The organism is Vibrio sp. Isolate32 (assembly GCF_022397955.1).
Classification (GTDB): Bacteria; Pseudomonadota; Gammaproteobacteria; order Enterobacterales; family Vibrionaceae; genus Vibrio.
In genome coordinates, this window is the sequence record NZ_JAKEUQ010000009.1 from 69,985 (window position 1) to 96,690 (window position 26,706).

General features: G+C 42.5%; 23 protein-coding genes and 1 pseudogene. 13 read left to right on the forward strand and 11 right to left on the reverse strand.

What is annotated here, in order from left to right:
- The first annotated feature begins 28 nt into the window (after positions 1 to 28).
- Complete coding sequence (locus L1D11_RS09585) at positions 29 to 1,300, forward strand: DEAD/DEAH box helicase (protein ID WP_239834712.1); 1,272 nt, start codon at positions 29 to 31, stop codon at positions 1,298 to 1,300.
- A 100-nt stretch (positions 1,301 to 1,400) separates the two neighbouring features.
- Here the strand turns inward: L1D11_RS09585 and L1D11_RS09590 are convergent, their stop codons facing one another.
- The gene (locus tag L1D11_RS09590) at positions 1,401 to 2,147 is read right to left on the reverse strand and encodes a TetR/AcrR family transcriptional regulator (RefSeq protein WP_239834711.1); all 747 of its coding nucleotides are present in this window, start codon (positions 2,145 to 2,147) and stop codon (positions 1,401 to 1,403) included.
- A gap of 150 nt (positions 2,148 to 2,297) precedes the next feature.
- Here L1D11_RS09590 and L1D11_RS09595 point away from each other — a divergent pair.
- Positions 2,298 to 2,743, forward strand: a pseudogene (locus L1D11_RS09595) (biotin/lipoyl-binding protein); the annotation flags it as partial.
- 40 nt (positions 2,744 to 2,783) lie between these two features.
- Here L1D11_RS09595 and L1D11_RS09600 read toward each other — a convergent pair.
- Entirely contained in the window at positions 2,784 to 3,521 is a 738-nt protein-coding gene (locus tag L1D11_RS09600; RefSeq protein ID WP_239834710.1) for an EAL domain-containing protein, read from the reverse strand.
- 576 nt (positions 3,522 to 4,097) lie between these two features.
- On the reverse strand, positions 4,098 to 4,733 hold the full coding sequence (locus L1D11_RS09605; protein WP_239834258.1) for a hypothetical protein: 636 nt from the start codon (positions 4,731 to 4,733) through the stop codon (positions 4,098 to 4,100).
- A 286-nt stretch (positions 4,734 to 5,019) separates the two neighbouring features.
- Here L1D11_RS09605 and L1D11_RS09610 point away from each other — a divergent pair, with 286 nt between their 5' ends.
- The 3 genes from L1D11_RS09610 to L1D11_RS09620 all read left to right on the forward strand — a co-directional run bounded on the left by L1D11_RS09610 (position 5,020) and on the right by L1D11_RS09620 (position 6,523).
- Complete coding sequence (locus tag L1D11_RS09610) at positions 5,020 to 5,265, forward strand: DUF2164 domain-containing protein (RefSeq protein ID WP_239834259.1); 246 nt, start codon at positions 5,020 to 5,022, stop codon at positions 5,263 to 5,265.
- 152 nt (positions 5,266 to 5,417) lie between these two features.
- Positions 5,418 to 5,957, forward strand: a complete 540-nt coding sequence (locus tag L1D11_RS09615; RefSeq protein WP_239834260.1) for a cytochrome b — start codon at positions 5,418 to 5,420, stop codon at positions 5,955 to 5,957.
- Positions 5,954 to 6,523, forward strand: a complete 570-nt coding sequence (locus L1D11_RS09620; RefSeq protein ID WP_239834261.1) for a YceI family protein — start codon at positions 5,954 to 5,956, stop codon at positions 6,521 to 6,523. The genes L1D11_RS09615 and L1D11_RS09620 overlap by 4 nt, the downstream gene beginning before the upstream one ends.
- A 313-nt stretch (positions 6,524 to 6,836) precedes the next feature.
- Here L1D11_RS09620 and focA read toward each other — a convergent pair whose 3' ends face one another.
- Complete coding sequence (gene focA, locus L1D11_RS09625; protein WP_239834262.1) at positions 6,837 to 8,288, reverse strand: formate transporter FocA; 1,452 nt, start codon at positions 8,286 to 8,288, stop codon at positions 6,837 to 6,839.
- 273 nt (positions 8,289 to 8,561) lie between these two features.
- On the opposite strand from focA, the gene L1D11_RS09630 reads away from it, so the two are divergent.
- Together L1D11_RS09630 and L1D11_RS09635 are read left to right on the forward strand one after the other, a co-directional pair.
- Positions 8,562 to 9,467 (forward strand): LysR substrate-binding domain-containing protein, encoded by a 906-nt coding sequence (locus L1D11_RS09630; protein ID WP_239834263.1) that lies wholly within the window; start codon positions 8,562 to 8,564, stop codon positions 9,465 to 9,467.
- Positions 9,468 to 9,672: 205 nt separating this feature from the next.
- On the forward strand, positions 9,673 to 10,167 hold the full coding sequence (locus L1D11_RS09635; protein WP_239834264.1) for a DUF1097 domain-containing protein: 495 nt from the start codon (positions 9,673 to 9,675) through the stop codon (positions 10,165 to 10,167).
- A 184-nt stretch (positions 10,168 to 10,351) separates the two neighbouring features.
- Here the strand turns inward: L1D11_RS09635 and L1D11_RS09640 are convergent, their stop codons facing one another.
- Positions 10,352 to 12,055, reverse strand: a complete 1,704-nt coding sequence (locus tag L1D11_RS09640; protein ID WP_239834265.1) for an ATP-dependent endonuclease — start codon at positions 12,053 to 12,055, stop codon at positions 10,352 to 10,354.
- 238 nt (positions 12,056 to 12,293) lie between these two features.
- On the opposite strand from L1D11_RS09640, the gene L1D11_RS09645 reads away from it, so the two are divergent.
- The 5 genes from L1D11_RS09645 (at position 12,294) to L1D11_RS09665 (ending at position 18,501) form a co-directional block, all read left to right on the forward strand.
- A complete protein-coding gene (locus L1D11_RS09645; protein ID WP_239834266.1) occupies positions 12,294 to 14,033 on the forward strand; it encodes a bifunctional UDP-sugar hydrolase/5'-nucleotidase in 1,740 nt (579 codons plus the stop codon).
- Positions 14,034 to 14,625: 592 nt separating this feature from the next.
- Positions 14,626 to 15,627, forward strand: a complete 1,002-nt coding sequence (locus L1D11_RS09650) for a TerC/Alx family metal homeostasis membrane protein (protein WP_239834267.1) — start codon at positions 14,626 to 14,628, stop codon at positions 15,625 to 15,627.
- Positions 15,628 to 15,939: 312 nt separating this feature from the next.
- The gene (locus tag L1D11_RS09655; RefSeq protein WP_239834275.1) at positions 15,940 to 16,128 is read left to right on the forward strand and encodes a hypothetical protein; all 189 of its coding nucleotides are present in this window, start codon (positions 15,940 to 15,942) and stop codon (positions 16,126 to 16,128) included.
- 152 nt (positions 16,129 to 16,280) lie between these two features.
- Positions 16,281 to 17,021 carry a DUF1223 domain-containing protein gene (locus L1D11_RS09660; RefSeq protein WP_239834276.1) on the forward strand — a complete coding sequence of 247 codons (741 nt, stop codon included), beginning with the start codon at positions 16,281 to 16,283 and terminating at the stop codon, positions 17,019 to 17,021.
- Positions 17,022 to 17,211: 190 nt separating this feature from the next.
- Entirely contained in the window at positions 17,212 to 18,501 is a 1,290-nt protein-coding gene (locus L1D11_RS09665) for a DEAD/DEAH box helicase (protein ID WP_239834277.1), read from the forward strand.
- Between the two features lie 93 nt (positions 18,502 to 18,594).
- Here L1D11_RS09665 and L1D11_RS09670 read toward each other — a convergent pair whose 3' ends face one another.
- The 3 genes from L1D11_RS09670 to L1D11_RS09680 are packed head-to-tail and all read right to left on the reverse strand — an operon-like array spanning position 18,595 to position 21,046.
- Positions 18,595 to 19,950, reverse strand: a complete 1,356-nt coding sequence (locus L1D11_RS09670) for an FUSC family protein (RefSeq protein ID WP_239834278.1) — start codon at positions 19,948 to 19,950, stop codon at positions 18,595 to 18,597.
- A gap of 12 nt (positions 19,951 to 19,962) precedes the next feature.
- Positions 19,963 to 20,823: an HlyD family secretion protein gene (locus L1D11_RS09675; protein ID WP_239834279.1), complete on the reverse strand. Its 861-nt coding sequence runs from the start codon at positions 20,821 to 20,823 to the stop codon at positions 19,963 to 19,965.
- A 10-nt stretch (positions 20,824 to 20,833) separates the two neighbouring features.
- Positions 20,834 to 21,046, reverse strand: a complete 213-nt coding sequence (locus tag L1D11_RS09680; RefSeq protein WP_004730923.1) for a DUF1656 domain-containing protein — start codon at positions 21,044 to 21,046, stop codon at positions 20,834 to 20,836.
- A gap of 198 nt (positions 21,047 to 21,244) precedes the next feature.
- Between L1D11_RS09680 and L1D11_RS09685 the strand changes: the two genes are divergently transcribed.
- The gene (locus tag L1D11_RS09685; protein ID WP_239834280.1) at positions 21,245 to 22,159 is read left to right on the forward strand and encodes a LysR family transcriptional regulator; all 915 of its coding nucleotides are present in this window, start codon (positions 21,245 to 21,247) and stop codon (positions 22,157 to 22,159) included.
- A gap of 72 nt (positions 22,160 to 22,231) precedes the next feature.
- On the opposite strand, the gene L1D11_RS09690 is transcribed toward L1D11_RS09685, so the two are convergent.
- The 3 genes from L1D11_RS09690 to L1D11_RS09700 all read right to left on the reverse strand — a co-directional run bounded on the left by L1D11_RS09690 (position 22,232) and on the right by L1D11_RS09700 (position 26,697).
- Complete coding sequence (locus tag L1D11_RS09690) at positions 22,232 to 22,789, reverse strand: PhnA domain-containing protein (RefSeq protein ID WP_239834281.1); 558 nt, start codon at positions 22,787 to 22,789, stop codon at positions 22,232 to 22,234.
- Positions 22,790 to 23,018: 229 nt separating this feature from the next.
- Complete coding sequence (locus tag L1D11_RS09695; RefSeq protein WP_239834282.1) at positions 23,019 to 25,535, reverse strand: VolA/Pla-1 family phospholipase; 2,517 nt, start codon at positions 25,533 to 25,535, stop codon at positions 23,019 to 23,021.
- Positions 25,453 to 26,697: a porin gene (locus tag L1D11_RS09700; protein WP_239834283.1), complete on the reverse strand. Its 1,245-nt coding sequence runs from the start codon at positions 26,695 to 26,697 to the stop codon at positions 25,453 to 25,455. Before L1D11_RS09700 ends, L1D11_RS09695 begins: the two co-directional genes overlap by 83 nt.
- Positions 26,698 to 26,706: the final 9 nt, after the last annotated feature.

A 26,706-nucleotide genomic window follows, 5' to 3' on the forward strand; every position in this document is an offset into this window, starting at 1 on the left:
CGCTTATTTAATCTTTGAGCATCAAACTATGTCTGAATCTACTAAATCTTTTAACCAATTAGGATTGTCTGAGCATCTACTTGCTACGCTATCAGAGCTTAATTTTACGGCTCCAACCAGTGTTCAAGAACAAGCGATTCCTTTGGTATTAGAAGGCAAAGATGTGCTGGCTGGTGCTCAAACGGGTACGGGTAAAACAGCGGCTTTTGGCTTGCCAATTATTCAAAGATTACTCGCAACCAAAGATAACGTTATTCCAAACCCTAAGTTAGTTCGTGCTCTGGTTTTAGTGCCCACACGTGAGCTCGCACAACAGGTGTTTGATAACGTAACTAGCTATGCAAAAAGCACAGATCTTAAAGTAGTAGTGGCTTATGGCGGAGTGAGCATGAAGGTCCAAACCGACAACCTACGTGCAGGTGCCGATATCTTAGTTGCGACTCCGGGGCGTTTGATTGACCACATGTTCACTAAGAACATCATGTTGAGTCAAACAGAAGTATTGGTATTAGATGAAGCTGACCGCATGCTAGACATGGGCTTCATGCCAGACATCAAACGTATTCTTTCGCGCATGAATGAAGTTCGCCAAACTCTGTTTTTCTCGGCAACGTTCGACAACAAAATAAAATCCATTGCGCACCGCATGATGCAGTCGCCAAGTGAAATTCAAGTGACACCAACAAATAGCACTGCTGAGACGGTTAAACAGATGGTTTACCCAGTCGATAAGAAGCGCAAAAGCGAATTACTAGCGTACTTAATTGGTTCAAATAACTGGCAACAGGTATTGGTGTTCACTAAGACGAAGCAGGGCACAGATGCTTTGGTTAAAGAGCTTAAATTGGATGGTATTAAAGCGGCATCAATTAATGGTGATAAAAGCCAAGGTGCTCGTCAAAAAGCCCTCGACGATTTTAAATTAGGTAAAGTAAGAGCATTGATCGCAACCGATGTCGCTGCCCGTGGCATCGATATTCAGCAGCTTGAACAAGTGGTGAACTACGATATGCCTTACAAAGCGGAAGACTATGTTCACCGTATTGGTCGTACAGGCCGCGCAGGTAATAGTGGCCTTGCAATTTCTCTTATGAGCCACGATGAAGCGTACTTGTTGGGCGCAATTGAGAGACTACTTGATAACCGTCTACCTCAAGAGTGGCTAAAGGGCTTTGAACCTAGCCCCGAGCAAGATGTATCGCCTGAGCGTGCTGGCCGCAGTAAAAGTCGTTCAGCAGAAAAGCGTAAAATGAAAGCAAAGCTAAAGATTCACCAAAATCGCGGTAAGGCTCGCCGATAATCGGGCTATCTAAACCTTTTCGATAAAAACGCGCCGTTACATGAATGATGTAACGGCACGTTTTTGTATTGTTCAAATTGGTTTTTGCCTGAAATTGATGTCAGTCGTGGTTGTGTTCTGGATTAGACTTCCACTCGCACGGCACTTCATAAATTAATTCTTCCAGAGTACTCGGGTTAAGTACCCATTCTTTTTCAATAGCAAATTGATTAACCATTTGTTTATTGAACATCTGCCAGTGTTTCATTAGCGCTTCTTCTGCCGTTGCTTCCATATCACCTTCGTTCCAGGTGCTCTCCATGAAGGGGGTGAGGCATACTGCACCATTAGCAAACATGATCATTTGCCACTTAATTTCGAAGATATTGATGGTTCTGTCTGGGTTTTCTTTGTTGTATTGGTCAGCAAGCATGTTGATCTCATATTCGAGGTCACCCACGTTGTCGATAAAGTAATCAACCAAGTTGTCTTCTTGACGTACAGAGTCGGACAGAAGTTGCATTGGCCTGCGTGAATGGATCATGTTGGTAAACAGACGCATAGAAAACAAATAGATAGCGATATTCGGTGCGACGTCTTTCGGTAGTTCTTGCATGATTTTACTGATGTAAGACTGGAAATATACGTGCAAACAATCACTTATTGCATGCCATATCTTCTCTTTACTGCCGAAATGGTGGCGAATAAGGCTATGAGACACACCCGCTTTCTCACTGATATTACGTAATGAAACGCGCTCGTAGCCAGAGTCACAGAACATCTCTGCAGCTACAGTCATTATTTGAAATCGAGTTTCTTTAGCGTCTTTTGCGCTTCTTCTACCTTGCTTCTTTTCAGTCATCTTCATTTCACAAATTTATCCGATTACGATATTTTACCCTGTTTTTACTGAAATAAAAAATACTGTACAAGTGGAAAGTAAATCTTGTAGCTCTGCAATCCTTTAATATACTGCACGACTGTGTAGTAAATCATAATAATCAAATGTAGACGCAACATGCAATCCAAGTTGTCTATTTACGCCAAAACAAGTAAGCAGGTAGGTGCAGTGATCGCCGCGCTGTTATTTGTAGGCTCTCTGACCGGATGTAACAGGGTTCAGTCAGAAGAACATGTACAGGTTATTAAGCCCGTAAAGCTATTTGAGATCCCTCTGCAGACGAATGTTGAGCTTGATAGCTTTATCACAAAGGTCGACGCGACAGATCGTGCTGCGTTGTGATTCCAAGTGGGTGGCGATATCGAAGTTTTCGATGTTCGTATGGGACAAGAAGTTAAGAAAGGCCAATTTTTAGCTGTATTACATGCGACGGATTACCAAATTACGGTTGATGCTGCGCAAGCGAAATTTGACCTTGCGAACAGTAATACAAGCAGGCTTCAGAGTTTTACTTGAAAAAGCTTGTTAGTACCGATTATTACTACCAAGCCGCTAACCAATGGTAAAGTGGCTTCCTGTGGAATAGAAAATAGAGGGGTGGTTCTAAATTGGGATTCGAATGTCTAACTCGATCGGCTTTGGCATTGCTAAGTGATATCCTTGATACATGTCGAAGCCTAAGCTTTGCATGATTTCAAGTTGTTGCTGGGTTTCTATTCCTTCAATAACTTTCTTGCCGCCAATTTGATTTGCAAGATCGAGTACTAACTCCATTTCTCGAGTGTAGCCTTGTTCAAAGTCCAACATAACCGAGCGATCGATTTTGATGATATGAGGATTGATACGGCGAACGCGCTGTTCTGTTGATGCTTGTGTTCCGAAATCATCAACTGCTATTTGAAAGCCGTTATCTGCAAGTGAGAGGGCTGCATTTTTCAAACGCTCTTCACTCTCAGTATTCAGCTCTACCAATTCCATCACGATTTGCTCACATGACAGATTCAGTTCATGAAGACGTTTTGCGAGAAGGCTGTCACAGACTTTTTCTGACGCAAATAGCTCACCAACGTTTGGAAGAACGTTCAAAAATAGGTGTAAATGACGAATAGTTGACTGTGCAAAGTTACGAATGTGGATAGCTCGACTCAATCTCTCTACATTGATCTTATCAGTGCACGAGGTGTTATCGGAATGGAAGAAGTGGTCAGGACGAACAATATCCCCTTTGCTATTCGAAATACGAACCAAAGCCTCTACGCCTATCTGAGTCATTGAACTGTCAAATATAGGTTGATAGACACTTCTAAGTGTAAGGTTTTGATATTTAGCAATAAACTGCATATCGGAATCGACAGATATACAGCTAATAAATTCACTTCTGTCTGATAAAATCATAGTCGCTAATCAAGGGGGCTTATTCAATAACGAAAATATACGTCATGGCTGTCACAATATTGACACGTGTTAGTAAATTGTCAATCAATAAAAACTTATTTTCAGGGGGCATATTTAAACAAATATAATCAATGAAAAATCAGCATGATAAATGACAATAACCATTAAATTAACTTATCATTCACTAGATTTGATAGTTTTTGTGAATTTAATGACTGAGTAACGTCTCGCATATCAATCTAAACCAATATAAGGCTAGAGCGCAGATACACCGAAGAAAAGTAGGGTTAAAGGCTTAGGTTGTGGGGGAATGTCAAAGTTACAAAATGGAGATATTAAGCGAGTTACATAGAAATGATACCTATCTCATAAAATTGAGACAGTGAGCCGATCGGCTATTAATAATTAAAACAGGAAGTTCGAATAATTAATGAAGAGGGAATGAGTTGTTTTTTATAAAATATTGGGATGAAAGTTTAACAATTTACTTTCAATATTGAGTTAAAAAGTTGACCCGTATTCTTATTGCCATTGAAGAACCGCATAAAGTTGCAGATATTTTCGAACTAATTGTTGGTTTCCTGATCGTTTCAATGGGTGGCCGAATTTAATAAAACAGGGGCTGATTTTAAAGTTAATATTCAAATCAGCGGCAAATTGAGACTCACTTTCTCTTAGAGTAATGCCTTGTTGGCTGTATTCGGTTATCTCTTTTGGCAGTTCTCCCATCCACCAATGTAACAACTCACCACTGTTCTTGCTTCGGCTAATCCAATGGTCGGAGACAATGATCAAAACGTCATTTGGCTGAATTGCAAATCCATACTCTTGTTGCCAGTTATGTATATCCAACATCAACTTTCTACGGCAGGTTTTCCCTGCGCTCACCATATGATGACTTATCATCCAAACCGTACCGATCTCGGAAGATATTCGGAAGTGTCGAGGCGTTTCACCAGAAGAAAACATTTCTAGTGGACTGATGTTACTTGCATGATCAAAGCTAACAAAAGTGTGTTCCATTCGGCGGGCAAACGCTTTACCTATGTGGTGCTCACTGATCCCTTGATTGTGCACAGTAGGGTAGTGGCGTTCACATAGTTTTAGGCAATCGTCTTGAAACTGATTGACGCTTTTAATCACTAGATCTAATAACAATGAAGTCCCTTATACACAGTTACTATCTTATTGATGGACAATAGTACGGTAATTGTGGTTCCGTTACCTATTGCCAAAGTGTGAGTTCTTGATCCCTCTATCAAAATTAGCCGTTACTGAGCGTTTTTAAGGATAGCACTGATACTCCCTTGGTCTGCAATCAAAATTATGTGAAATTATAGTGAGTTAGCGGGCTCAGCTTACTTGCTCAAGTTATAACTAGTTGACCTAATCTTAGTTAGCTAATCACGACTGTTCTACTTACTCTTTAAATTTGGAAATGTTCATGACCATTCAATTAGATTCAAAACAAAAGTCTGAGCTCTCTCATACGCTCCAAAAGTACCTTCAGGATGAACTTGATGTGGAACTTGGTCAGTTCGACACTGAATTCTTGGTTGACTTCATCAGTAAAAAGTTTGGTGCGGTATACTACAACAAGGGGATAGAAGACGCACAAAAGGTCATAGAACGGAAGATGATGGATATCTCAGATGAGCTTTATGAGATTGAACAAATCGTTGAAATCTAACGTTGTGCCCAAACTTGTTCGAAAATTTTGAATAACTCGTTTAATTTGAAATGATGTTACCAATGTAAAGCTTGGTAAATACTATGTTACAGAAACCTAGTGTAGGGTACGCTTTGAAAACTACACGACTCGTTAACTTTCGGAATAGATGTATGGAAAACAACGTTAGAAATTACAACCCTTTAGCAAGAACGATGCATTGGATTTCAGCGCTAACAATTTTTGGTTTATTTGGCGTTGGCCTGTGGATGGTTGACCTTTCATATTACAGCGAGTGGTACAAAACAGCACCAGACTACCACCGTTCGGTAGGCATTCTTTTGGCTGTTGTTACTGTGGTTCGCTTGGTTTGGAAGTCAGTTACCGCGTCACCGAAAGTAGAAGGCAAGGCTTACGAAGTTGTAGCTGCGAAAATTGCTCATCGCTTTATGTACCTTAACTTAGCGGTTTTATTTATTTCTGGTTATTTGATTTCTACATCAGATGGCCGTGGGATCGATGTTTTCAATTGGTTCACCGTGCCTAGTATGGGCGAACTATTTGCAAACCAATCTGATATTGCAGGAACGGTTCACTACTATTCTGCCTGGATGCTGATCATTATGGCATCAGTACACGCCTTAGCGGCGATAAAACACCACGTTATCGACAAAGACGATACGCTACGAAAAATGATAGGAGCTTCAAAATGAAAAAGTCAATTATCGCTACAGGATTAGCATTCGCTATGGCAATGCCTTTCGTTGCTAACGCTGCTGATTACGTGATTGATACAAAAGGTGCACACGCATCAGTTAACTTTAAAGTTAGCCACCTAGGTTACAGCTTTATCCAAGGTCGTTTTAACACATTCTCTGGTGATTTCTCGTATGACGCAAACAACGTTGAAGCATCAAAAGTAAACGTTGTTGTTGATACAACGAGTCTCGACTCTAACCACGCTGAGCGTGATAAGCACATTCGTAGCTCTGATTTCATTGACGTAGGTAAGTTCTCAGATGCTACATTCAACAGCACGAAAGTAGTTGATAAAGGCGACGGCAAACTTGAAGTAATGGGTGACCTTAAACTTCACGGTGTAACTAAGCCTATCGTTATCGAAGCTGAATTCATCGGTGCTGGTCAAGACCCATGGGGTGGTGAACGTGCTGGTTTCGTTGGTACAACTCGCCTAGAACTTGCGGACTTCAACATTCCAGTAATGGGCGCTTCAAGCTATGTAGATATGGATCTACACGTTGAAGGCGTAAAGAAGTAATCTAGCTTTCTAGCTCTCTGACAGGTATCAACATTTTTTAGAAACATCAAAAGTTTGGTCGATACTAAATAGGTCAGCAGTTAGCTATTTATTTAGTAACAGGGAAAGTAGCAAAACAGCTAGAGTTAGAGAAAGGCGCAAAGTTTTCACTTTGCGCCTTTTTTATTGAGATAAATGACAACGTGTTTAGGTCTGTTTTGTGTCAAACCGTTTGGCACGTTAAAAGCCACCATTTAGCTCTAGCCAGTCAACGTTGCCATGACTGAGTTATCTAATTGAACTACTAATCCCTCATAGTTCAACTCACGATTAGTTAAGCCGTTTCTAATTCAGCTTGTGGAACCACGTTTAGGCGGTCACCGTAGATTGGACGCAGAGCTTGCATCACTTCAATGCGAGTCAACACACCCATCATTACGCCATTTTCTAGCACTGGAAGCATATGTGGTTGGCTTACTTTCATTGCTTTTGCACGCTCTTCTAGAGAAAGAGAAGTCAGGCGAGTTGCGAAGCCCATGCTTGTTGTCGGGTAAAGTTGCTCTTTGTCGATGCATAGGAACTCAGCAACGTCTACTAGCTTGTCGTTTGCATCGATAGCCACAACGTCACGGCTCATTAGGTCTACGACTTTCTGGCCTTTAGTTGGGATGTAATCTTGGCACCAAAGGTCCACCATTACGTCGTGAACAGAGAAGATACCAACCAGACGACCTTCAATATCGCAAACAGGAGCGCTAACAAGTTGAGCGTCTAAAAGTGAATCAATTGCCACTGATGTAGGCATTTCTACACTTAGTGTCATTGGTTGAGTGTTCATGATTTGCTTGATAGTCGTTGCTGTGTTCATAGTGATTTCCTTAACTGACGTAATTTCTGTTGTTTGCGTAATAGCGGTAATTTTTGCTGCTTTAAGTTGTGGGCGACGGTAAATGCTCCAATTGGCTAAGCCGACCAATACTGAACCACCTACGATGTTGCCGATTGTCACTGGTATTAAGTTCGCGGTGACAAATTGCATGATGTTTAGGTCTGCGTACTGGGCTGGTGTTGCGCCAATTTGCATCCAAAAACTTTCTGGTGCGAATGCTTGAATCGTGATGCCTAGTGGAACCATGAACATATTCGCCACACAGTGTTCAAAGCCTGAGCTTACGAACATTGCTACGGGTAGTACGGTCATCATGGCTTTGGTCATTGCGTTAGCAGAGCTGAACGTTAACCAAATCGCTAAACACACCAACAAGTTACAAAGCACACCTAAAGCAAATGCTTGAACAGGGCTGTGGTGTAGCTTGTGTTGAGCAATGTTCAGAGCGTTTAAACCCCATTGCCCGCCATCCAGATGATACAAACCTGCTGCGCTTACCAAAGCTAATAGGAACATGGCACCGATAAAGTTACCGACATACACCTTGCCCCAGATAGACAGCATTTTAGTGAAGGTAATTTGCTTGTTTGCCCATGAGATGCTTGATAAAACTGAGCTCGTAAACAGCTCACCACCACAAATCACAATCAAGATTAAACCCATACTGAATGCGAGCCCGCCGGCTAAGCGACTCAATCCCCATCCAGCATCAGCGCTGCCCGTGGTTACCGTGATGTAGAATAGAAAAGCAAGCCCGATGAATGCGCCAGCCATGATTGCTAAACTCAATGTCATGCTGCTGGTTTTATTTGCTTTGCTTAATGCAAACTTCTCTGCTTCCGCCATCATTTCTGTTGGTGAGAACAGTTGATGATTTTCAGAAGTGCTGGTTGCCATATCCCCCCCTTGAACAATCCGTCATGTGTAATTCCTAGTGTTAATGACTTGGTTAATCCGTAATGGTTAATCAATTGTGTTTTGCAGGGCTTGTTGTGTCCTGCCATTCCAGATTAGGGCGTTGAGGGGTAGAGGTAAAATTGATAATTTTTAGAAACCACATCAAATTTATTGATATAGATTTGGTTACGCGTAGAATGAAATTGATTGCTCATCGGCTTAATAAAAAATGAGCATCAGGACACAAATAATTAAAAGCATTAAGGATGAATTTTGCGTTATTCATTAAAGCAACTCGCGGTATTTGATGCAGTAGCCGATTCCGGGAGTGTTAGTCATGCAGCAGACAAGCTGGCGTTAACTCAATCCGCAACAAGTATGTCTCTTGCACAGTTGGAAAAAATGCTTGGTAGGCCTTTATTTGAAAGGCAGGGCAAGCAAATGGCGCTTACTCATTGGGGTATGTGGCTAAGGCCAAAAGCGAAGCGTTTGCTGCAAGATGCCCAGCAAATTGAAATGGGATTTTACGAGCAGCACTTATTGAGTGGAGAGCTCAAATTAGGTGCGAGTCAAACGCCTGCAGAGCACCTTGTTCCAGACCTCATCAGTATTATTGATAATGACTTTCCAGAGATGCGAATCTCGCTCGGCGTACAAAGTACCGACGCAGTTATTGATGGGGTGTTAGATTACAAATATGACCTCGGCGTTATCGAAGGGCGCTGCGATGACAGTCGAGTTCATCAAGAAGTGTGGTGCACCGACCATTTAACTGTTGTTGCTGCGGCTCACCACCCATTCGCGAAACGTGAACGTGTCAGCTTGGCACAGCTAGAGCAAGCAAAATGGGTGTTGCGCGAACACGGCTCTGGTACTCGCAAAGTTTTTGATAGTTCTATTCATCATTTAATTGGTGATCTCGATGTTTGGCGAGAGTATGAGCACGTTCCTGTTTTAAGAAGTTTGGTAGCAAACGGTCCGTATTTAACGTGCTTACCTTATCTCGATGTTGAGCAGTTTGTTGAATCTGGCCAATTAGTTACCTTAAATGTTCCAGAACTTGAGATGGAGCGTACGCTTTCATTCATTTGGCGTGCAGACATGGCAGAAAACCCGCTTGCTGAATGTATTAAGCGCGAAGGTAAACGAATGATGAAGGGCAAACCGTCCGTTCTTTAGTGGCAACTCAACACTAATGCTTATAACCATTTATGTTGAATAAGCGATTCCGGTCTTTATCTGGTGATAAATGCACATTCGCGTACATTATTAATGTGATCACGATCACCCAAAAGGAGGCGTTCTTACCATAGTATGCTTACTTGATTTTAGGTGAGGCTAAATCCGGTTGCGTTGAATTACGTAATTAGGCTTTAGAAATAGTATGAGTACATTAGTCGCGATTTCAATAACAACAGGTATTTTGTCAGGTCTTTGGGGATGGATAGCTATCTCTTTTGGCTTATTGTCATGGGCGGGTTTCTTAGGTTGCACCAGTTACTTTGCTTCGCCAACCGGTGGTGTAAAAGGATTGGCTGGTAGCTTATTAACCAACATGACAGGCGTATTCTGGGCAATGGTAATTATAGAAAGCTCAACCTTCGCTGGGTTAGAGATTCTTGGCTATGTAATTACTGCTATTGTCGCTTTCTTTATGTGTATTCAAGCTAAACAAGCGTGGTTAGGATATATCCCAGGAACCTTCATTGGCTGTTGCGCGACGTTTGCTGCAGGTGGTGATTGGCAATTGGTCGTGCCTTCTTTGCTGCTTGGTGGCGTGTTTGGATACTTAATGAAAGCAACGGGCTTATGGCTTCACGCAAAATCGACTCAATCTTCGGAAGTGGTTGAACAACACGCTAAGCAAGTAAAAGCGTAACGAATACGTTAAGCAACGATGCTCTAGTTACTGTGAACTCTTGCAAGATAACCCCCCAATTAATTTGTATATCAATTTATACAGGCACACCATTTGATGTGCCTTTTTTGTTTTTGGTAGCTGTAAGAATTCAATAAGCTTTTTCGCAGAAGGACTTATACCGTCTATCAGAAAAGCTAAAGGCTTAGGTATTCCCGTTTGCCATGGTGATCACTCGTTTTAACGTCCACCTCAACAGTAGTGGGATACATTCTTGGCCGCGATCTTCGCAATGAGAAACTATCGCCAAAGCGAGGTCAGGTTTTGCATGTTTCTTCAATACTTTAGCCACGACTTTTTTCGGTGGAATAGGGTGGTCATATGGGATCTTAACCATGTCCCTGAAAAAGCTCTCAAATCCATTCATATACAAATAGTGTTCGATGTCTTTATCAGGTAGCTCGGTTAAACGATGACGCTCTTGGTCGTTACCGAGCTTAGAGTGAACTGTTGCGGCGTACTTTTTACCTGCCGCATCACCATCAGTAACGACATGCCAATCGATACCAAACTCTTGTGCGACTTTAATTAGCGCTTTTAGTCCAGACTGAGCAAACTCAATGATCTGTACACCTTCGGCAGCAAGGTTATATCCGCATTGGTTGGCCAATTCGTTAAACAACCAAACTTCTGTTTCCCCTTCGACTAACAACCAACATCGAGCGAACAGTGCACCAGAGCGGTGGAATCGAATATGGAAACCAATTCGCCTTAGTTCATCTTTACTAAAGTGATTCATGTTCAGTTGATTAGCGATGGTTTTGTCTGATTGACGAACCAAACGACGAATAGACTGTAAAGGCACCGCGGCAAGTAACTCACCACTGTTGGTAGTGAGGATTTTCTGCATCGGCAGCTTTTGCATTAGGCTCCAAGCTCTCCCTAAATGAGTAGGGTGCAATCGACCTTCGGGATCTTCAAGGATCAAAAGTGGACGTGCGCAACGCCTCAAGTCGTTTGGCCCTTTGGCTTGCAGATAAGCGTTTAATAAACCCATGAACAACAGGCGTGTTTGTTTATTATTGGTTTCTTCTACGAGCTGATGGATACTCTGGTCGTTAGAACCAGCAGAATAGAGCAATCCATCCCTTTGTTTTCTTGGGTTACGACGAGAATTACTTTTGAAAGAGAAGTAGTGTTCAACCAAGCTCTGCATAGACTGTAAGCTACTGCGGATCTCACCTTTGTTTACATGACCAGGGATCGCCATTAGACGGCGGCATGTATTATCGATTCGTTTTTCAATTCGAGCTTGGCGTGCGTTACCATTATTGCCATTGCCATTGCCATTGCCATTGCCATTGTTTGAAGTCCCGTTCCCGTTTGGGGTGACCGACTTAGCATTGAAAGGGCGATCAAAATGCCTTGCATCGCGTAAGCGAATTACCGGGTGCAAGGTCATCAATTCTTGTGCGAGCTTTTCTGAATGGTGTAGCTTGAGAGGATTACCATCGAGCCCTAAGAATGCATAGTGGGTGGTGGTTTCGTACTGCTCTAAAGTTGCACTGATTCGGTAATAAATGCGATGTACACCGAATTCATCTTGGACCCAGATGGGTTTGAGCTTACGATAACGGCCTGCATTAAGTTCGCTCTTATCGTTGGCTTTGAGCGACAGGACAATTTGTAGGTGTTGAGACTGCGGGTGTGAAACTGAGTAATCGACATGAAAATCGGTCATTTCAAAGTGGTATGGCACACCGTCTGAAGGAAGAACGACGGAAAGGGCATCTAGTAATGAAGACTTACCCCAAGTATTTTCACCAATAAGCGTGGTTAGCTCGTCAAACGCCAATGACATGCGCTTGATACCTCGAAAGCCAGAAATCTCGATTCTTTCTAGTTGCATAGGCTTACTCCTAACGGAAGGCTCTGCTAATTATTTGAAAGCTAACAGATATCTTTAAGCATAATCGAAAAATGGATAATCGGTATGCTCATCTGTCACAAAACCCACTCTTTATTTATACGCCGAAATATGAGGTCGTTGATCTATATCGAGTATTTTTTTTCAGTGCAGTTTCATAAAATTCACGATTCTGTCATGATTCCCGACCTAGTATGAAGGGACTAAGAGAGAAGAAAATATGACTAAAAAGAACAAGCCGACAAAGATTGTGTTGGCACACATCAACGACACCCACTCATACTTTGAACCAACGTCATTACAGCTATCACTTAAAATGAACAACCACATCATTGAACCTTATGTCAGCGCAGGTGGTTTCGCTCGAATTGCAACACGCTTTAAACAGATTGAACAAGACGCTCAGAGACAAAAGGTTGGAACCCTTTTTCTTCATGCTGGGGACTGCTTTCAAGGTACTTTGTACTTTTCACTTTTCAAAGGCAAAGCCAATGCCGATTTACTGAATGCGCTGAATATAGACGCAATGACCCTTGGCAATCACGAGTTGGACATGGGTAATGAACCTGTTGCTATGTTCGCAAAGAAGATCCAATTTCCACTTTTAGCTGGTAACTGGAATTTGTCGAATGAGGATATCAATAAAACTCATACGTTAGCGGACAACAAAATTGTTAAGCCTTACTTAACTGAAACACGAAGTGCTTCTTTTATAACGAAGGAATTCGATGGCGAAAAAGTCGCTATTTTCGGATTGAGCATCGACAAGATGGCCAGTATTGCAAACCCTGATATTGATACACCATTTGAAAATGCCCTAGAAACAGCGAAAGCGACCATAGAACAGATTCATAAAGCCGGTGTCAATAAAACTGTTTTACTCAGCCACCTCGGTTACGAAGCAGATTTAGAACTTGCGGCTAATGTATCTGGTATTGGTGTGATTGTTGGCGGGCATAGTCACCGATTACAAGGTGATTTCTCGGATATCGGCCTAGTTAAGGACGATGACTACGGCGTTAAAGTGTGCGACACCTACATCGTGCAAGCGGGTTTCCACGCAATGAGCCTAGGCCATTGCGAAATAGAGTTTGATTCACAAGGTAAAGTGATTCAGTTCAACGGTAGAAATGAACTGCTGTTAGGGCGTCGACTATTTATAGATGCTAAGTTGAGCGAGGTTGGGCAGGACGATGCTCATGATATGGCGTGTGAGTATCTTAATAATCACCCGAACATCTCGGTGTGTAAGAAAGATCCTGAGCTACAAAGCATTCTTACGGATAAGTATCAACCTAGGGTTCGTAAACTGCAGCAACAAGTGATTGCTCATGCAGACACAAAACTTCGCCATGTTCGAATCCCTGACGAAAACGGACCGAGCCAACTTGCACCGCTTGTCGCACAATCATTCCACTATTTAATGAACCAAAAAGGTCATCGGGTAGACTTCGCCATCCATAACTCTGGTGGGGTAAGAAACTCACTCAATAGCGGTGATGTATCCGTTGCCGATATTGCCGGAAAGCTACTACCGTTTGCCGTACCTATTGGGGTTTATGAGATAAAAGGCGAGACCATTGCCGCTATGCTAGAAGGTGCCATTAATAATGCGTTAGATAACGGTGTGGTGGGGACTGGATCAGGAAGCTTTCCTTATACACATAATTTAAGGTTTTGTTATCACAAAGAAGCGACACTCGGACATCGTATCCATCATTTAGAAATTCATTCAGAAGAGTCTGGTTGGCAGCCAGTTTCCCGTGAACGTATTTACCGAGGTGCATCTTCGGCTTACACAATGAAAGGGAAAGAGGGTTACAACGCTGTGTTGGATATGATTGGTGACGGCATCGTAACGACTTACTCGATGGCCGACTGTTTTATTGCGTTCTTACAAGACAATCCAGAGTCTCTGAAATACAACAAGCCACTAAATTGCATGGAGTGTTTTAGGTAAACACTCCCAAAGTGAGCCATTTATAAAATTGGCACTGTTTATGCTAGATTTCTAGGGCAAGTTCCTGTGGAGGCAAAGCATGAATAGGAAAGATTGGTTGGATGCAGCCGCTGTTGTTGGCTGGGTTTCCGTTTGGTCTGCATTAGTTTATCTCGCTCCAATGGCGGGCATATAGCATACCTAGGCTAAGTATCTTAACGTGACTCAATAATTGAACGAATGGCTCTTAACGTGTTGTTAGCAGGCTTCAGAGCAAGCTATCACCATGAGTGGTATTGTCGGAATCAATAGGAGTATCTTATTGAAGACGGGCACAAATAAAAAAGGAGCGTTTTGCTCCTTTTTTATTAATTTCTGAAAATTTATCTAGACGAAACAAAGTTTGCGGAATATTATCCACGCGTTTGGGGAGTAGTTAGCGCAAGTTTACGTATCGTCATCTCGTTAGGCCAAGTGTCTATCCGGTGCGTAAAGGTGAAATCCCATATTTCACTTCAACGAGACCAACGCAATCACAATCAATATCCGTCGTGGAGCTTGATATGTTTTGTTTGCGGAAGGTCTTTGAACAGTTCTTCCGCCCGGAGGAATAATGAACTCAACTCAATCTCTATTATCTACCAATAGTGAATCCTTTTTTTCATCGCCAATCATGACGACGTATGTGGGCTTTCTCCTATTGACGGTCATTCTCGTTTCTATCGATATATACCAGACTCGTGGTGGCAACGTCACAATCAGAAAAGCGGCAATCTGGAGTGTTTTCTGGTTCTTGCTGGCATTCTTGTTTGCAGGTTCTATCTACCTGTTTTGGGATATTTACGCGCCAAACAGTGATTACACGGCGCAGAAAGCGACCGTGTCATTTATCACTGGTTACTTGTTGGAAAAATCACTTAGTGTCGATAACTTATTCGTGTTTGCGATGATCTTCGCGCAATACCAGGTTCCTGAGCACCTAAGACCTCGTGCACTTCTTTGGGGTGTTATTGGCGCGTTGGTGTTACGTGCAATAATGATCGCGTTAGGCGCGCAATTGCTTGCTGAATACCACTGGGTACTTTATGTGTTTGCTGCGTTCCTAATTGGTACAGGTATTAAGCTAGCATTAGACAAGGGCGAAGAGGAGAGTGTGAATACACTACCTGAAAAGCTACTTCGTAAAGTTATGCCTGTGACAGAAGATTTCCACGGCCCGGCATTGATGATCAAACAAGGCGCGAAATGGGTGCTTACACCAATGATGTTGGTGATAGGTGCGATAGCAGTAATGGACGTAATGTTCGCTTTGGACTCTATCCCAGCAATCTTCGCGGTAACACAAGAACCATTCTTGGTACTGGCAGCTAACGTGTTTGCGCTGCTTGGCCTACGTTCTTTGTATTTTGTACTGCAAGGCATGATGGACAAGTTCATCTATTTGAAGCCTGCACTTTCATTCATCATGGTGTTCATTGGTGTGAAAATGCTACTGGTTGATAGCGAGTGGGCTATCCCGACATACTGGTCTCTAGCGGTATTGGTTTCTACCATGACGATTGCGGTTATAGCGTCGATTTTTGCAAAGAAGCCAGCTATTGAACAAGTAAATTAAAACAAATATAACTTATCGAAAACTCGATAAGTAACACGTGGTCGATGAAGCAAGAAATTTATTTATGTAAATTTTATGTGACATTGGCCACTTTTGTTTGTGGTCTTTTTAGACTAAATGCATGATTTAAGCATCAAAGTGAATTGTCATTCAAATTTTATGAATAGGTACTCCCAGGCATTGTTAATGGCTTGTTTTATTAGAAAAACTAATCCCAAAAACTAATTTTAGTCATTTTTTAACCTGAAAAAGATCACTTATTATTCTTGTCATCAGAACGAAACATACAAACAAATTTATAGAGAGGCAATCATGGCTCAAGCAGTACAAATGAATACTATCGCTGTTCCTAACTCTATGGATAAGAAGACCTACTCGGTTAACTTCAAAGGATTGATTGCACACATTTTTGATATTCTTTTCGTAGACAACTCTCCACGTAGTTACTACGCAAGCGAACTATCTGGTCACATGCAGCGCGATATCGGTATCAACCGTTAGTCTAAGCGTAAACGCATAGAATAGAAGAAATAAAGAATCTAAAAAACGCCAGCTTCTTAAGCTGGCGTTTTTGTATCTAAATAACTTAGTTTCTGAAAGAAAGAGTTATGTACCGCGGTCTTTAGATAAGTAGCTTCTATGAGGATCACGGTATGTCACACGCCAAATACAACTCACGATTGATTAAACTCTGCTTATTTGCCTTACCGATCGGCTTTTACTCTTCAGTGTCGGCTGCGCAAACCTGGAGCCACGAAGGGCAGCCAGCACAGGTTATTGAACTATTCACGTCAGAAGGTTGTTCTAGTTGTCCTCCCGCTGATGCGTATCTAAGTACATTTGAAGACGACCCAGCACTTTGGACGCAAGTCATTCCTCTCGCTTATCATGTCGACTATTGGGATTACTTAGGGTGGGGAGATAAATTCGCGAGTAAGGCCTTCAGTCAGAAACAACGAATATATAAGGCATACGGGGTGACAAGTGGGGTCTATACACCGGGTTTTGTTGTTGACGGTAAGGAGTGGCGTGGCTACTTCAACTGGCTTGACCGGACGTCACCTTCACTCCAACAACAAAATAACCCCAAACTTACGGTCAATTACAAAGGTGACACCTTCAGCGTGAGTTATGAAGGTAAAGGTGACTATGTGGCTCATATCGCTTTATTGGCGATGAACGAAGTCACAAGCGTTAGAGCAGGGGAAAACAGAGGTAAGAAGTTAGAGCACGATTTTATCGTAGTTTACGATGGTTACCAGCGTGGTGAATCGAAATGGCAATTCAATGTCGATTTCACTCCGTTAGTCGCCAAACCCGATGCCATTGCTGTATGGCTAACTGAGCCCAAGTCGTATGTGCCCGAGCAAACGGTAGCAGGGTGGTTAAACTAGGTCTGCGTAAAGCAAAAACACTGCAAACAACCTATGGAGGCGATAAAGCTTTTCGCGCTGTCGTTCTCCATAGAGTTTGACTTGGTTTAATTTGCTGTAACTGGTGAGAAAGGGGCGATTTAGTTACGTAATACTGCTGAAATACGTTAATATAGCGCGCTATTATTTTAGCTTTGAGTTCCTGCAATTAATGACTAACACCACAACACCAACCAACTTCTCTGATCTTGGCTTAATCTCACCTTTGATGGCTCGTTTATCTGAGCTTGAATATCAACAGCCAACGCCTATCCAAGCGCAAGTTATTCCAAGTGTGTTAGCAGGACGCGATTTAATTGCAGGCGCAAATACCGGTTCAGGTAAAACCGCAGCATTTGCACTTCCACTGTTACAAAAGATTCATGAAGATGCACCTTTAGATCGTCGTTCGGGCAAAGGTAATTTCGTTTCTGGCCTAATATTAGTGCCTACTCGTGAACTTGCGAAGCAAGTAGCAGACAGCGTTAAATCTTACGCTGTGCATTTCAATGGCACGATTAAAACAGTTTGTGTGTTTGGTGGTGTATCAGTAAATACTCAGATGCAGGCGCTACGTGGCGGCACTGATATCTTGGTGGCAACGCCAGGTCGTTTACTTGACCTTATTTCAAGCAACGCAATCAAGCTAGACAAAGTTAAAACGTTAGTGCTTGATGAAGCTGACCGTATGTTGAGCCTTGGCTTCACAGAAGAACTAGACGCTATCTTGAAGCTTCTGCCAAGCAAGAAGCAAACTCTATTGTTCTCTGCGACGTTCCCAGAGCAAGTTCAAACGCTTACTCACGAACTACTTACTGACCCAATTGAAGTTCAACTTCAAAGCGCCAACGCGAGCACTCTAGTTCAACGTGTATTCGAAGTAGAAAAAGGCCGTAAGACTGCATTGTTAGCGCACCTGATTCAACAACACGAATGGCGCCAAGCACTGATCTTCGTAAACGCGAAGAACAGCTGTGAACACCTAGCAGACAAGCTTTATAAGCGCGGTATTATTGCAGAAGTCTTCCACGGCGATAAAGGGCAGGGTTCACGTACTCGTATCCTTGAAGATTTCAAATCTGGCGAGATTGATGTTCTGATCGCGACAGACATCGCAGCACGTGGTCTGGATATCGAAAAGCTTCCAGTCGTTATTAACTTTGATTTACCGCGTAGCCCATCAGACTACATGCACCGTATTGGCCGAAGTGGTCGTGCGGGTGAGGTTGGTCTAGCGTTATCTCTGATCGATCACGAAGATTACCATCACTTCAAAATCATCGAGAAGAAGAACAAGATTCGTCTTGAACGTGAGCAAATTGAGGGCTTTGAAGTGGATGAAGAAGCGACAGCTGAACTGATCGCAGCACTAAAACCTGTTGCGCCACCGGCTGGTACAGGCAAGAAGAAAAAGAAGAAGAAAGCTCCACAAAACCAAGATGTGTGGCTAAACAACAACTGATCCAGAATCAGTAAACAATAGAGTATCCAAAGGCGCTAATCAGCGCCTTTCTTGTTTTTCTTATCCCAAGTTAAGCTAATCCACGTAACGAGATTAAGCGATACTCTTGACTCTAAAGAGGTCAGTAAATAATTTGCCTATCATCAAAATAATGAGCAGTGTGGTTAACATCAGCAATGGTGTTTGAATCTGATAAACCGGTGTTAGATTAAGTGCACCAGATGTAAGTACGACCAGCAGGTTTATCCCAAGTATTCGGTGCACCATAAGTTTAGGTGTCGCGAACACTTTCCATATCACTATGCTGTTGATGAAATAGAACAGCGCCAATTGCCACAATTCAGTCATCATCGGCATGATAAAGATATATTGAAGCAAGATAACTGTGCCCGTACTAATAACACCAAAAAACGCGTCCTTAATAACACTTGGCGGCATAGTTGGAAGCATTGAAGAAAATATGCCTGCAATCATCGGGAAGATAAAACCACCCGGCACAGGCAGGTATATCCAAACCAATAACGACGTGACGAACATCGAGACACCTTGTAAGACTTTTCTACCATCTTCATTAAGGTGTTGAACAAACGTACGGTGCTCATGGCGCCAAGAAACGTTTTTTTTTTCAGTCATCACAAATGGCACGTCATCAATCAATGAAGAGTTTGGCGCCATTAACTCCAGTTTTTCCATTTTTTTGGTGAGAGCCGCCCAATCAAGAGTTTGACTCATTTCATCTGAGGCAAGTTCAAGCAGACGATCTTGAATATGCGCCATTTCATTGATTCGTAAACGCCATGCGTGAATATTTTCTTTTAGGTGATAACTGCCAGTGAGCGGTAAATCCAACAGTTGATAGAGCTTTTCAATATTGGCGGTATTGGACTCTAAAGCTTCTATATCAAGGTTGTTGGTATCGCGCATTGCTGCGATCAGTGTTTCTCTGCTCGTTTCAAATCGTTGTACGAAGTTTTGTTCAGTGTTTACGGGCCAGATTAGACGATAAACAATCGAGAAGGTGATAACACCTAATAGAGTTTCTTGTATTCGTAGCACCGCAAAATAGAATGTAATTTGGTTATCGAACCCCCCCATGCAAGAGATGATTGAGCAAACTGCAAAGCCTATAGAAAAGACATAACCGTATTTTTCATCACTCGACATAAAGATGCATGTACCTAGAAATAAGGTGAAAAACATCAGGAATAGAAAACGGTCTTGCGAAAACATCGCAATCAAGAAAAAGGCGTAGCCAGTTCCTAACAAGGTGCCCATTAATCGGTTATGGCCTTTGTTTATTGAATGAGCAAAGCTCTCGTTCAGTGCCATGACCGCAACCGCAATCGCCGCCCAATAGGGTTTCTCCCATTGAAACCACAACGCAACACAGATAGATATGACAATAGCGAGAGCCGCTTTAATGGCTTCTTTGGTTGATGCACTGAACATAAAGACATCCAACTATTTGATTATTTTGAGCGAAGCTGTCATGCCAACACGAAGTTGTAAGTCTTCAGGCAGGTTATCGAGCTCTACTTTGATTGGTATGCGTTGAGCAAGGCGAATCCATTGAAAGTTTGGGTTCACGTTAGGAAGAAGGTCATTACCAGTGCTGCCGTCTTGTGTTGCAATACCAAACCCAATGCTTTTGATATGACCCTCTAATTGAATATCGTTATGCATCATGAGAGTGACAACAGCTTTGTCGTTTGGGCCAACATTAACCAGATCAGTTTCTTTGAAATAACCTTCGATCCAGAAACTGTCTTCATCGATCAACGCAACTACCGGTGTATTGGCGATCACTTGAGAGCCTTCTCGTAGGTTTAAGTTCGTGATGTAACCGTTTGTTGGCGCGTACACTTTGGTGTATTCAAGATTTAAATGCGCTTCTTCAACGTTGGCTTTTGCTAGTGCAACGTTAGCTGCGTTTGTCTCAACTGCGTTATTCAGGTTATTCAACGTCAGCACTGGCATTGCGCCAGGCGTTCTCTTTTCTAAGTTCAACGCGCGTTGCTCTTCGTTTTTAGCTTTTGCTAAGAGCGCGCGAGCCTGTTTCTGTGCCGCCAACGCTTTATTGTAGGCCGCTTGATAAATGCTTGGGTCGATCTCAAACAGTAAGTCGCCTTTAGCCACCTGTGAGTTGTCCTCAATATGGACTTTAGTCACTTGCCCTGTAACTCGGGGAGTAATTGAAACTATGTAAGCGCTGACTTGACCATCTCTAGTCCAGGGGGTACTCGAATAAGATTGGTAATAGCTATAAACCACAGAGCTTGCAGCAACGACCAGTAGTAGCGTGATGAGATAACGTTTAATCAAGGTTAGTGCCTCAGAAAATGGTAATGAATTGGCCGATAACGCCGACGAAAATCACGATTAGGCTTAATTCGGCAATTGCAGGAAAAGCGACATATTTATGTAGCCCAAGTTTTGTTGCGATTGAGCCAGTCAGTATCGTCAATACATACGCTAACGCGATAACCAATAGTAAAGGAGGGAAATAGATTTCACCCCACACGAGTTCATGCGGCATTGTGTTCATGGGTTTGTCTCTATCGTTTTGAGAAGGTAACGATAACGGAAGTAGTGCAATGTTAATAATCGTATATAGAGGACCAGATCCATCAAAAGTAAGTAAATTTGGGTATATACTAGAGAGTAAGGTTGTAAACGGGTAAAAGAGCAATCGCTATCTCTTACTCTGAATTCAATGAATTATTAAGAAACGAAGCACATCAACATGAATTTTAGTATTGAACAACTTCTCGCGTTTGTGACTGTCTATGAACAGCTTTCGTTCAGTAAAGCCGCGATAAAGCTCAATAAACACAGAACGACCGTGGGTCAGGTGATTACAAACTTGGAAGATCATCTGGCGGTGAATCTTTTTGAAAGAGTCGGGCGCTCTGTTGAACCAACAGAGGACGGGCACCTCCTTTATCACTACGCAAAACAGACGATTGAGCAAGCACGTACTTTTGATAAGGTGGCGTTGAGCCTTTCTTATGGTGGGTTAGAGAAAATAACAATCGCGTATTCTAGTTTCGTTCCTCAACGTGTGTTGGTCGATATACGTAAACGACTTAAGCACGATTACCCAATGATGCGAGTGAACTTTCTGGTTAGGAATAAGAACGAAATTAAACAAGGAATACAAAGTGGGGAATATCACTTTGGACTTGTGAATGCTCACAATAGCCGGGCGATGCATAGTTTTGATTCTACTTTCCTTGGGCATTTTGAGTTCTACCCATTCGGACAGAAAGGGGGAGAACTCTCACATATCGATAAAGACGAAGTATTAGTGGCACTAAGGAACTCTAAACAATTCGTATTGAAGTCTCTTATTGACGAAGGTATGTCTGAAAAGATTATCGTGAGCTCTGACTATGAAGAGCTCGATCAGCTTTCGTTAATGATCAAAATGCTTGAAGAGGGTTTTGGGTGGGCACTTCTTCCTAAGGCATTTTTTACCGCCTCTGAATTTTCAAAACATTCAATAGAGCCCATTCACTCTGCGCAAATGGTGGAAGGATTCAAATTTGGATTTGCGTTGTGGTGCCCGCACTCAAAACAAGTCAGTGGTATCAAAGGCTCTTTGGTGTCTGTCATTAAGGAGTACCGTGAGCAACTTATTGATAGTCTTAAGCCGTGAAAATTTGAGATATTAAAAAGGCGCTAATTATTCATTAGCGCCTTTTTAGATTTTGTTCAGCTTAAAGAAGAATTACTTCTTGCGGCAGAACTCAGCGATTACGTACATTGATTGACCGCCGTTTGTTTTACCAGAAACAAGCTTAGGATCGTCACCAACGCTGATACCACGGATAACAGTACCTTGCTTAATCACTTGGTTAGTACCTTTGATTGGCAGGTCTTTGATTACTGTTACGTCGTCACCTTTCTTAAGTTCAACGCCGTTTACATCAAGCGGTTTGTCATCAGCAGACATGCCGATTTGAGCCCAAACAGATGTTTCTTCTTCCATGTACATCATGTCTAGCGCGTCTTGAGCCCAGCTCTCTGAGTTAAGACGAGTTAGTTGGCGCCATGCTGTTACTTGAACAGGGGCTTCTTGGCTCCACATGCTGTCAGTTAGGCAGCGCCAGTGGTTAATATCTTTAGGCTCGTCAATCTCACCAAGACATTTGTCACATACCATGATGCCGTGATCCACTGTTACGTGGCTGTGTGGCGGTACTGCGTATGCAGTAAGAGAAGAATCAGAACCACATAGTTCACATTTAGATTGGCAGCGTTCTAGCATAGTAGCTTCAGAAGACATAATGGACTCACATTTATTAGGTATTAATTTACGGGGCTATTATCCACTTTATTTAAAATAAAGAAAGAGGTCGTACGGTATTCTGTCTTGATTAATTTTAGCCGAGATCAACCATTTGTGTTTTAAAGTTTTATGCAAACGGTTAACTAGGCGTAGGTAAAGATTGCGGATACAAAAATGCCAGCGGCTAGGCTGGCATTTGGTTTCAGTGAAAAAACTTAAGTTTTACTTATTCCAATAGAGCATCTGGTGCTGCTGCATCAAGGATATCCGATTCTAAGAAATCAGCTACTTGAGCTCTCATCGATAGGGTATGAGCGGCATCAGAAAGGTCTGCTTGCGGTCCAATTATCGTGGAATGCTTAGCTGTAGCATTGTATTGAACAAACACGCGGTTTCCAGTTAAGGGGGTAGCTTTTGTAGAGTCATCCAACCCTAAAGTTGCATCTAATCCTTCTGAACCAACAAACGAAGCCGTGTAAGACAATGGTTCATCGTTATCATCACTACCATTGTTTGGCACCGTTTCATCATTTTGCGACTGTATCAACAACGTTGGATAGTTAGAGCTAAATGATGACAGATCCTCTGTGTTTGCAAGTGAATGTGGATCGACCGTGTCAATAAGGGTTTGAGCAGCGACTTTAAATGCAACTAATTCAGTTTCAATTGCTGCAGCGCTAGTTGGATTTCCAGTAGCAAAAGCGGTGTAACAGTCACCATCTTCAATGTTGTTGGTCGCGCAAGCTGTAGCGACTGAATCCCTGTAAGCCGTATTCAGCTGCTTAGCTAAATTATGTTTAATTTCAGGGCCAAACGTTTCAGAAGCAAACAATAATTCAGCTATGTGACCACCTGAATTAGCATATACCGCAGAGCTAAACTTATGTGTACCACCAAACTCGGCGGTCGCGACCGAAGTAAAGCCGGTAATCCCGCCTAAAGAATGCCCCATGAATTTAACATTCGCATCAGACGCACTTACGTTTGCTAATGGTGTACCCGTAAAGTCATTACTCACTTTTTCAAGCGCCATTCGAAGGCCAATTACATCCAGTGCACTTTGACGGATATTGTCCCGGGCAACAGGTAAAGCACTTAGATTCAGATAGTAAAGAGCATTATCGTTAGTTGATATCGCACCGCCAGAAAGTGAGCGCGAGCCGTGAATAGGGTGATCAATGGCTATAACTGCAAGCCCCTGTGCTGTTAAATTAGCAGCGAAGGCATATGCATTTTCTTTTACAGTGGTAATACCATGCTGATAAATGACGACACCTGAAGGTGTGCCAGTTGTCGGTGTAAACAAAATAACGTCAACAGCTTCGAGTGATTTAATTTGTGGTATTGGTGAATACTGAGTAACGATGCGCTCACTATCTAGTGGAGTGCCGCTTGCGTCCTTGGTAAGGGTTTTCCCCATCAATGTAGTCACATCAGCGGCACTAAGATTGGTTGGATCTAGACCTAGTTTAACCAATTCTGCACCCACAAAAGAGCTTATAGAGCTGTCTGTTAATGCACTTTTTATGATCGCTAAACTGTCCAATGCTGATGCAAATGGTGTGGTAGAAAATTTAGCCGGATTTGTTTCAAGGAAATATGGGAGTTGGACTGTACCTTTAGTCACATTTACTGATGAAGTACTGATACCGCCATTTGAGTAAAGTAGGTTGATCCCACCGATTAAAGTCGCAGTTTCCGTAGCATCATTATTTCCGAGATATTTTTTAAAATTGGCATCAGCAGCAATTGCTGTGTCAAATAATTGCGTTGATGACGAATCAAAAACAAGACTATAAGCGGCCGTTAAATCAACATTATTTGGATTAGCACTACCATTCCAGTATGTGGAAAGTGGCGCGCCTGCATCTACCATTCCACCAATTAATGACGCAGTAGAGGCAAGTACATCACCTACTGAGGTAGTGGTGAACCAAGCTGAATAGACGATTTTCTTAGCATCTACCCCAACGGTAGCAGCTATAGCTTCTTGGCCTTTGATCAGGGTTTGAGCACTGGCTAAATCACCTGTTGAGTACGTTTTTGTATCAGTTTTTAGCGCTGCATAGCTTTGGGACGTACCTACTGGGTTTCCATTTATATCTGTCACTTCATCAGTAATAACAAGTAAGTACTCAGACTTTTCGTCGAACGGAGTATTCGGTGTGATAGCTAAGTTTGAACCCGCTTTGTAAACTGTGTAATCCGAAGTAGGTACGGGTGTTGGTATTGGAGCAGTTGAAGATGTATCGGTTAACTTTTTAGAAAGCTTTAGTAGTGTTACACCGGAAGTAACGATACCAGTAGCATCACCGAAGCCATCACCTTCAAACTCGATATAAATAGGCATACTTGTCGAAAAGCCGTCAGCATAATTGAGTGCAGCTTTCGGGTTCGAAATGCTATCATCCCCACCAGTTGGAATAGCTAAAGTACCATCTGTGGAGTCAAACAACAGGTTATTGTTTAAAGGTACAGACGCATTGCTACCTTGCAATAACATTTTTTGTGTTGTTGCTCTTGCTAAAGATGTTTCTAGGTAAGCTTCAAGTTGTTGATTACTTGTGCCTGAACTCTCAGTGTTGTCACCACAACCTGCCAACAGAATCGCGGAACATAATAGAGAAATCTTAAAGTTACGTTTCATAGTAAATCCCGAATTAGTTAAATGTGTAGTTAAGCTGAACTGAAGAAAGGTAGGCTGTGCCTTCAGCTTCGAACGTTCTTTCTTGTTGGCTGCCATTTGTTTCCGTGAATTCACCGTCGTCACTCACTACCAACGCAAAACCAGCATCTAAGGTCATGTTTTCACTCCAAGCGTAAGTGAAACCAGCGCTATACCACATACGATCACTGTCGGGGATACTCAGAGTTGCTTCACCAGCTTGTTCGTCATATGCGTAACCAGCTCTCAATGCCCACTGAGCGTTTAACTGATAAGTTGCACCTACTGAATATCGATTGTTGTCGTCATATTTTTCTGGTTTATAGAAACATTGACCAGCTATTCCATCATTACATTGAGGGCTTGTCGCTTTTAGCTCTTTAAAAGTGCTCCAGTCCGTTTGTTGCCAACCGTAATGGATAGCCCAATGTTCATTAAGTTGGTGGAATGCGGATAGTTCAATAATTGCAGGCAGCTCAATTTGCAAGCGTCCGTCAACTTTCGGGGCAGTTGCTCTATTTGAGTCATAACTTGTGAATTCCCCGTCATCAAAATCAAGGTCAACTTTAGAGCGGTAACCAATACTAAAACGGTTATTTTCGTTTAGCTCATACATCGCTGCAACGTTCCAGCCGTAGCCAAAAGTTTCGCCTGTCATACCAATAAGGTTGTCAGATGCATTTCCTCCAATCCACGGAGCAAGTGCTCCTTTGTGACGCGTGAGCTCTGCTTCCGCATACACCAGATTCAGGCCGCCACCGATACTGAATGAGTTGTTGATTCGGTAAGCGATATTTGGGTTTAAATTGACAGATAGTAATGACGTATCACCAGCCATATCTCCAGCTGCTATATCATTCGGGTAATCTGTAGCTACACCATAGTTGGTAAACATACCAATACCCCAAGCCCACTTCTCATTGATCGGACTAATATAATAAGCTGCAGGTGCCACTTGTAACGGGGCAACGTCTTTTGAATGTTCTTTTGCATCTACGTCATAAACGTTAACCTCTGGATCAACAATAGAAACCGCGCCTGAAAACTGGGCTGTATCAAATAGGGTCATTGCAGCGGGGTTTCTTGCTAGTACACTTGCGTTGTCAGCTACTGCACCTTCACCTGAGAACGAGCGACCAAGACCTGAGGCTGAATGCTCAGCAACTTGGAAGCCAGCGGCAAGTGAATTACATGCAAATAGTACTGACAGTGAAACGAGAGAGCGTTGTATTGTTTTCATCCTTGACCC

Coding starts and splice junctions, on each gene's coding strand:
- L1D11_RS09585 (WP_239834712.1), top strand. CDS start 29: ATGTCTGAATCTACTAAATCTTTTAACCAATTAGGATTGTCTGAGCAT.
- L1D11_RS09590 (WP_239834711.1), bottom strand. CDS start 2,147: ATGAAGATGACTGAAAAGAAGCAAGGTAGAAGAAGCGCAAAAGACGCT.
- L1D11_RS09600 (WP_239834710.1), bottom strand. CDS start 3,521: ATGCAGTTTATTGCTAAATATCAAAACCTTACACTTAGAAGTGTCTAT.
- L1D11_RS09610 (WP_239834259.1), top strand. CDS start 5,020: ATGACCATTCAATTAGATTCAAAACAAAAGTCTGAGCTCTCTCATACG.
- L1D11_RS09615 (WP_239834260.1), top strand. CDS start 5,418: ATGGAAAACAACGTTAGAAATTACAACCCTTTAGCAAGAACGATGCAT.
- L1D11_RS09620 (WP_239834261.1), top strand. CDS start 5,954: ATGAAAAAGTCAATTATCGCTACAGGATTAGCATTCGCTATGGCAATG.
- focA (WP_239834262.1), bottom strand. CDS start 8,288: ATGGCAACCAGCACTTCTGAAAATCATCAACTGTTCTCACCAACAGAA.
- L1D11_RS09635 (WP_239834264.1), top strand. CDS start 9,673: ATGAGTACATTAGTCGCGATTTCAATAACAACAGGTATTTTGTCAGGT.
- L1D11_RS09640 (WP_239834265.1), bottom strand. CDS start 12,055: ATGCAACTAGAAAGAATCGAGATTTCTGGCTTTCGAGGTATCAAGCGC.
- L1D11_RS09645 (WP_239834266.1), top strand. CDS start 12,294: ATGACTAAAAAGAACAAGCCGACAAAGATTGTGTTGGCACACATCAAC.
- L1D11_RS09650 (WP_239834267.1), top strand. CDS start 14,626: ATGAACTCAACTCAATCTCTATTATCTACCAATAGTGAATCCTTTTTT.
- L1D11_RS09655 (WP_239834275.1), top strand. CDS start 15,940: ATGGCTCAAGCAGTACAAATGAATACTATCGCTGTTCCTAACTCTATG.
- L1D11_RS09660 (WP_239834276.1), top strand. CDS start 16,281: ATGTCACACGCCAAATACAACTCACGATTGATTAAACTCTGCTTATTT.
- L1D11_RS09665 (WP_239834277.1), top strand. CDS start 17,212: ATGACTAACACCACAACACCAACCAACTTCTCTGATCTTGGCTTAATC.
- L1D11_RS09670 (WP_239834278.1), bottom strand. CDS start 19,950: ATGTTCAGTGCATCAACCAAAGAAGCCATTAAAGCGGCTCTCGCTATT.
- L1D11_RS09680 (WP_004730923.1), bottom strand. CDS start 21,046: ATGAACACAATGCCGCATGAACTCGTGTGGGGTGAAATCTATTTCCCT.
- L1D11_RS09685 (WP_239834280.1), top strand. CDS start 21,245: ATGAATTTTAGTATTGAACAACTTCTCGCGTTTGTGACTGTCTATGAA.
- L1D11_RS09690 (WP_239834281.1), bottom strand. CDS start 22,789: ATGTCTTCTGAAGCTACTATGCTAGAACGCTGCCAATCTAAATGTGAA.
- L1D11_RS09695 (WP_239834282.1), bottom strand. CDS start 25,535: ATGGCAGCCAACAAGAAAGAACGTTCGAAGCTGAAGGCACAGCCTACC.
- L1D11_RS09700 (WP_239834283.1), bottom strand. CDS start 26,697: ATGAAAACAATACAACGCTCTCTCGTTTCACTGTCAGTACTATTTGCA.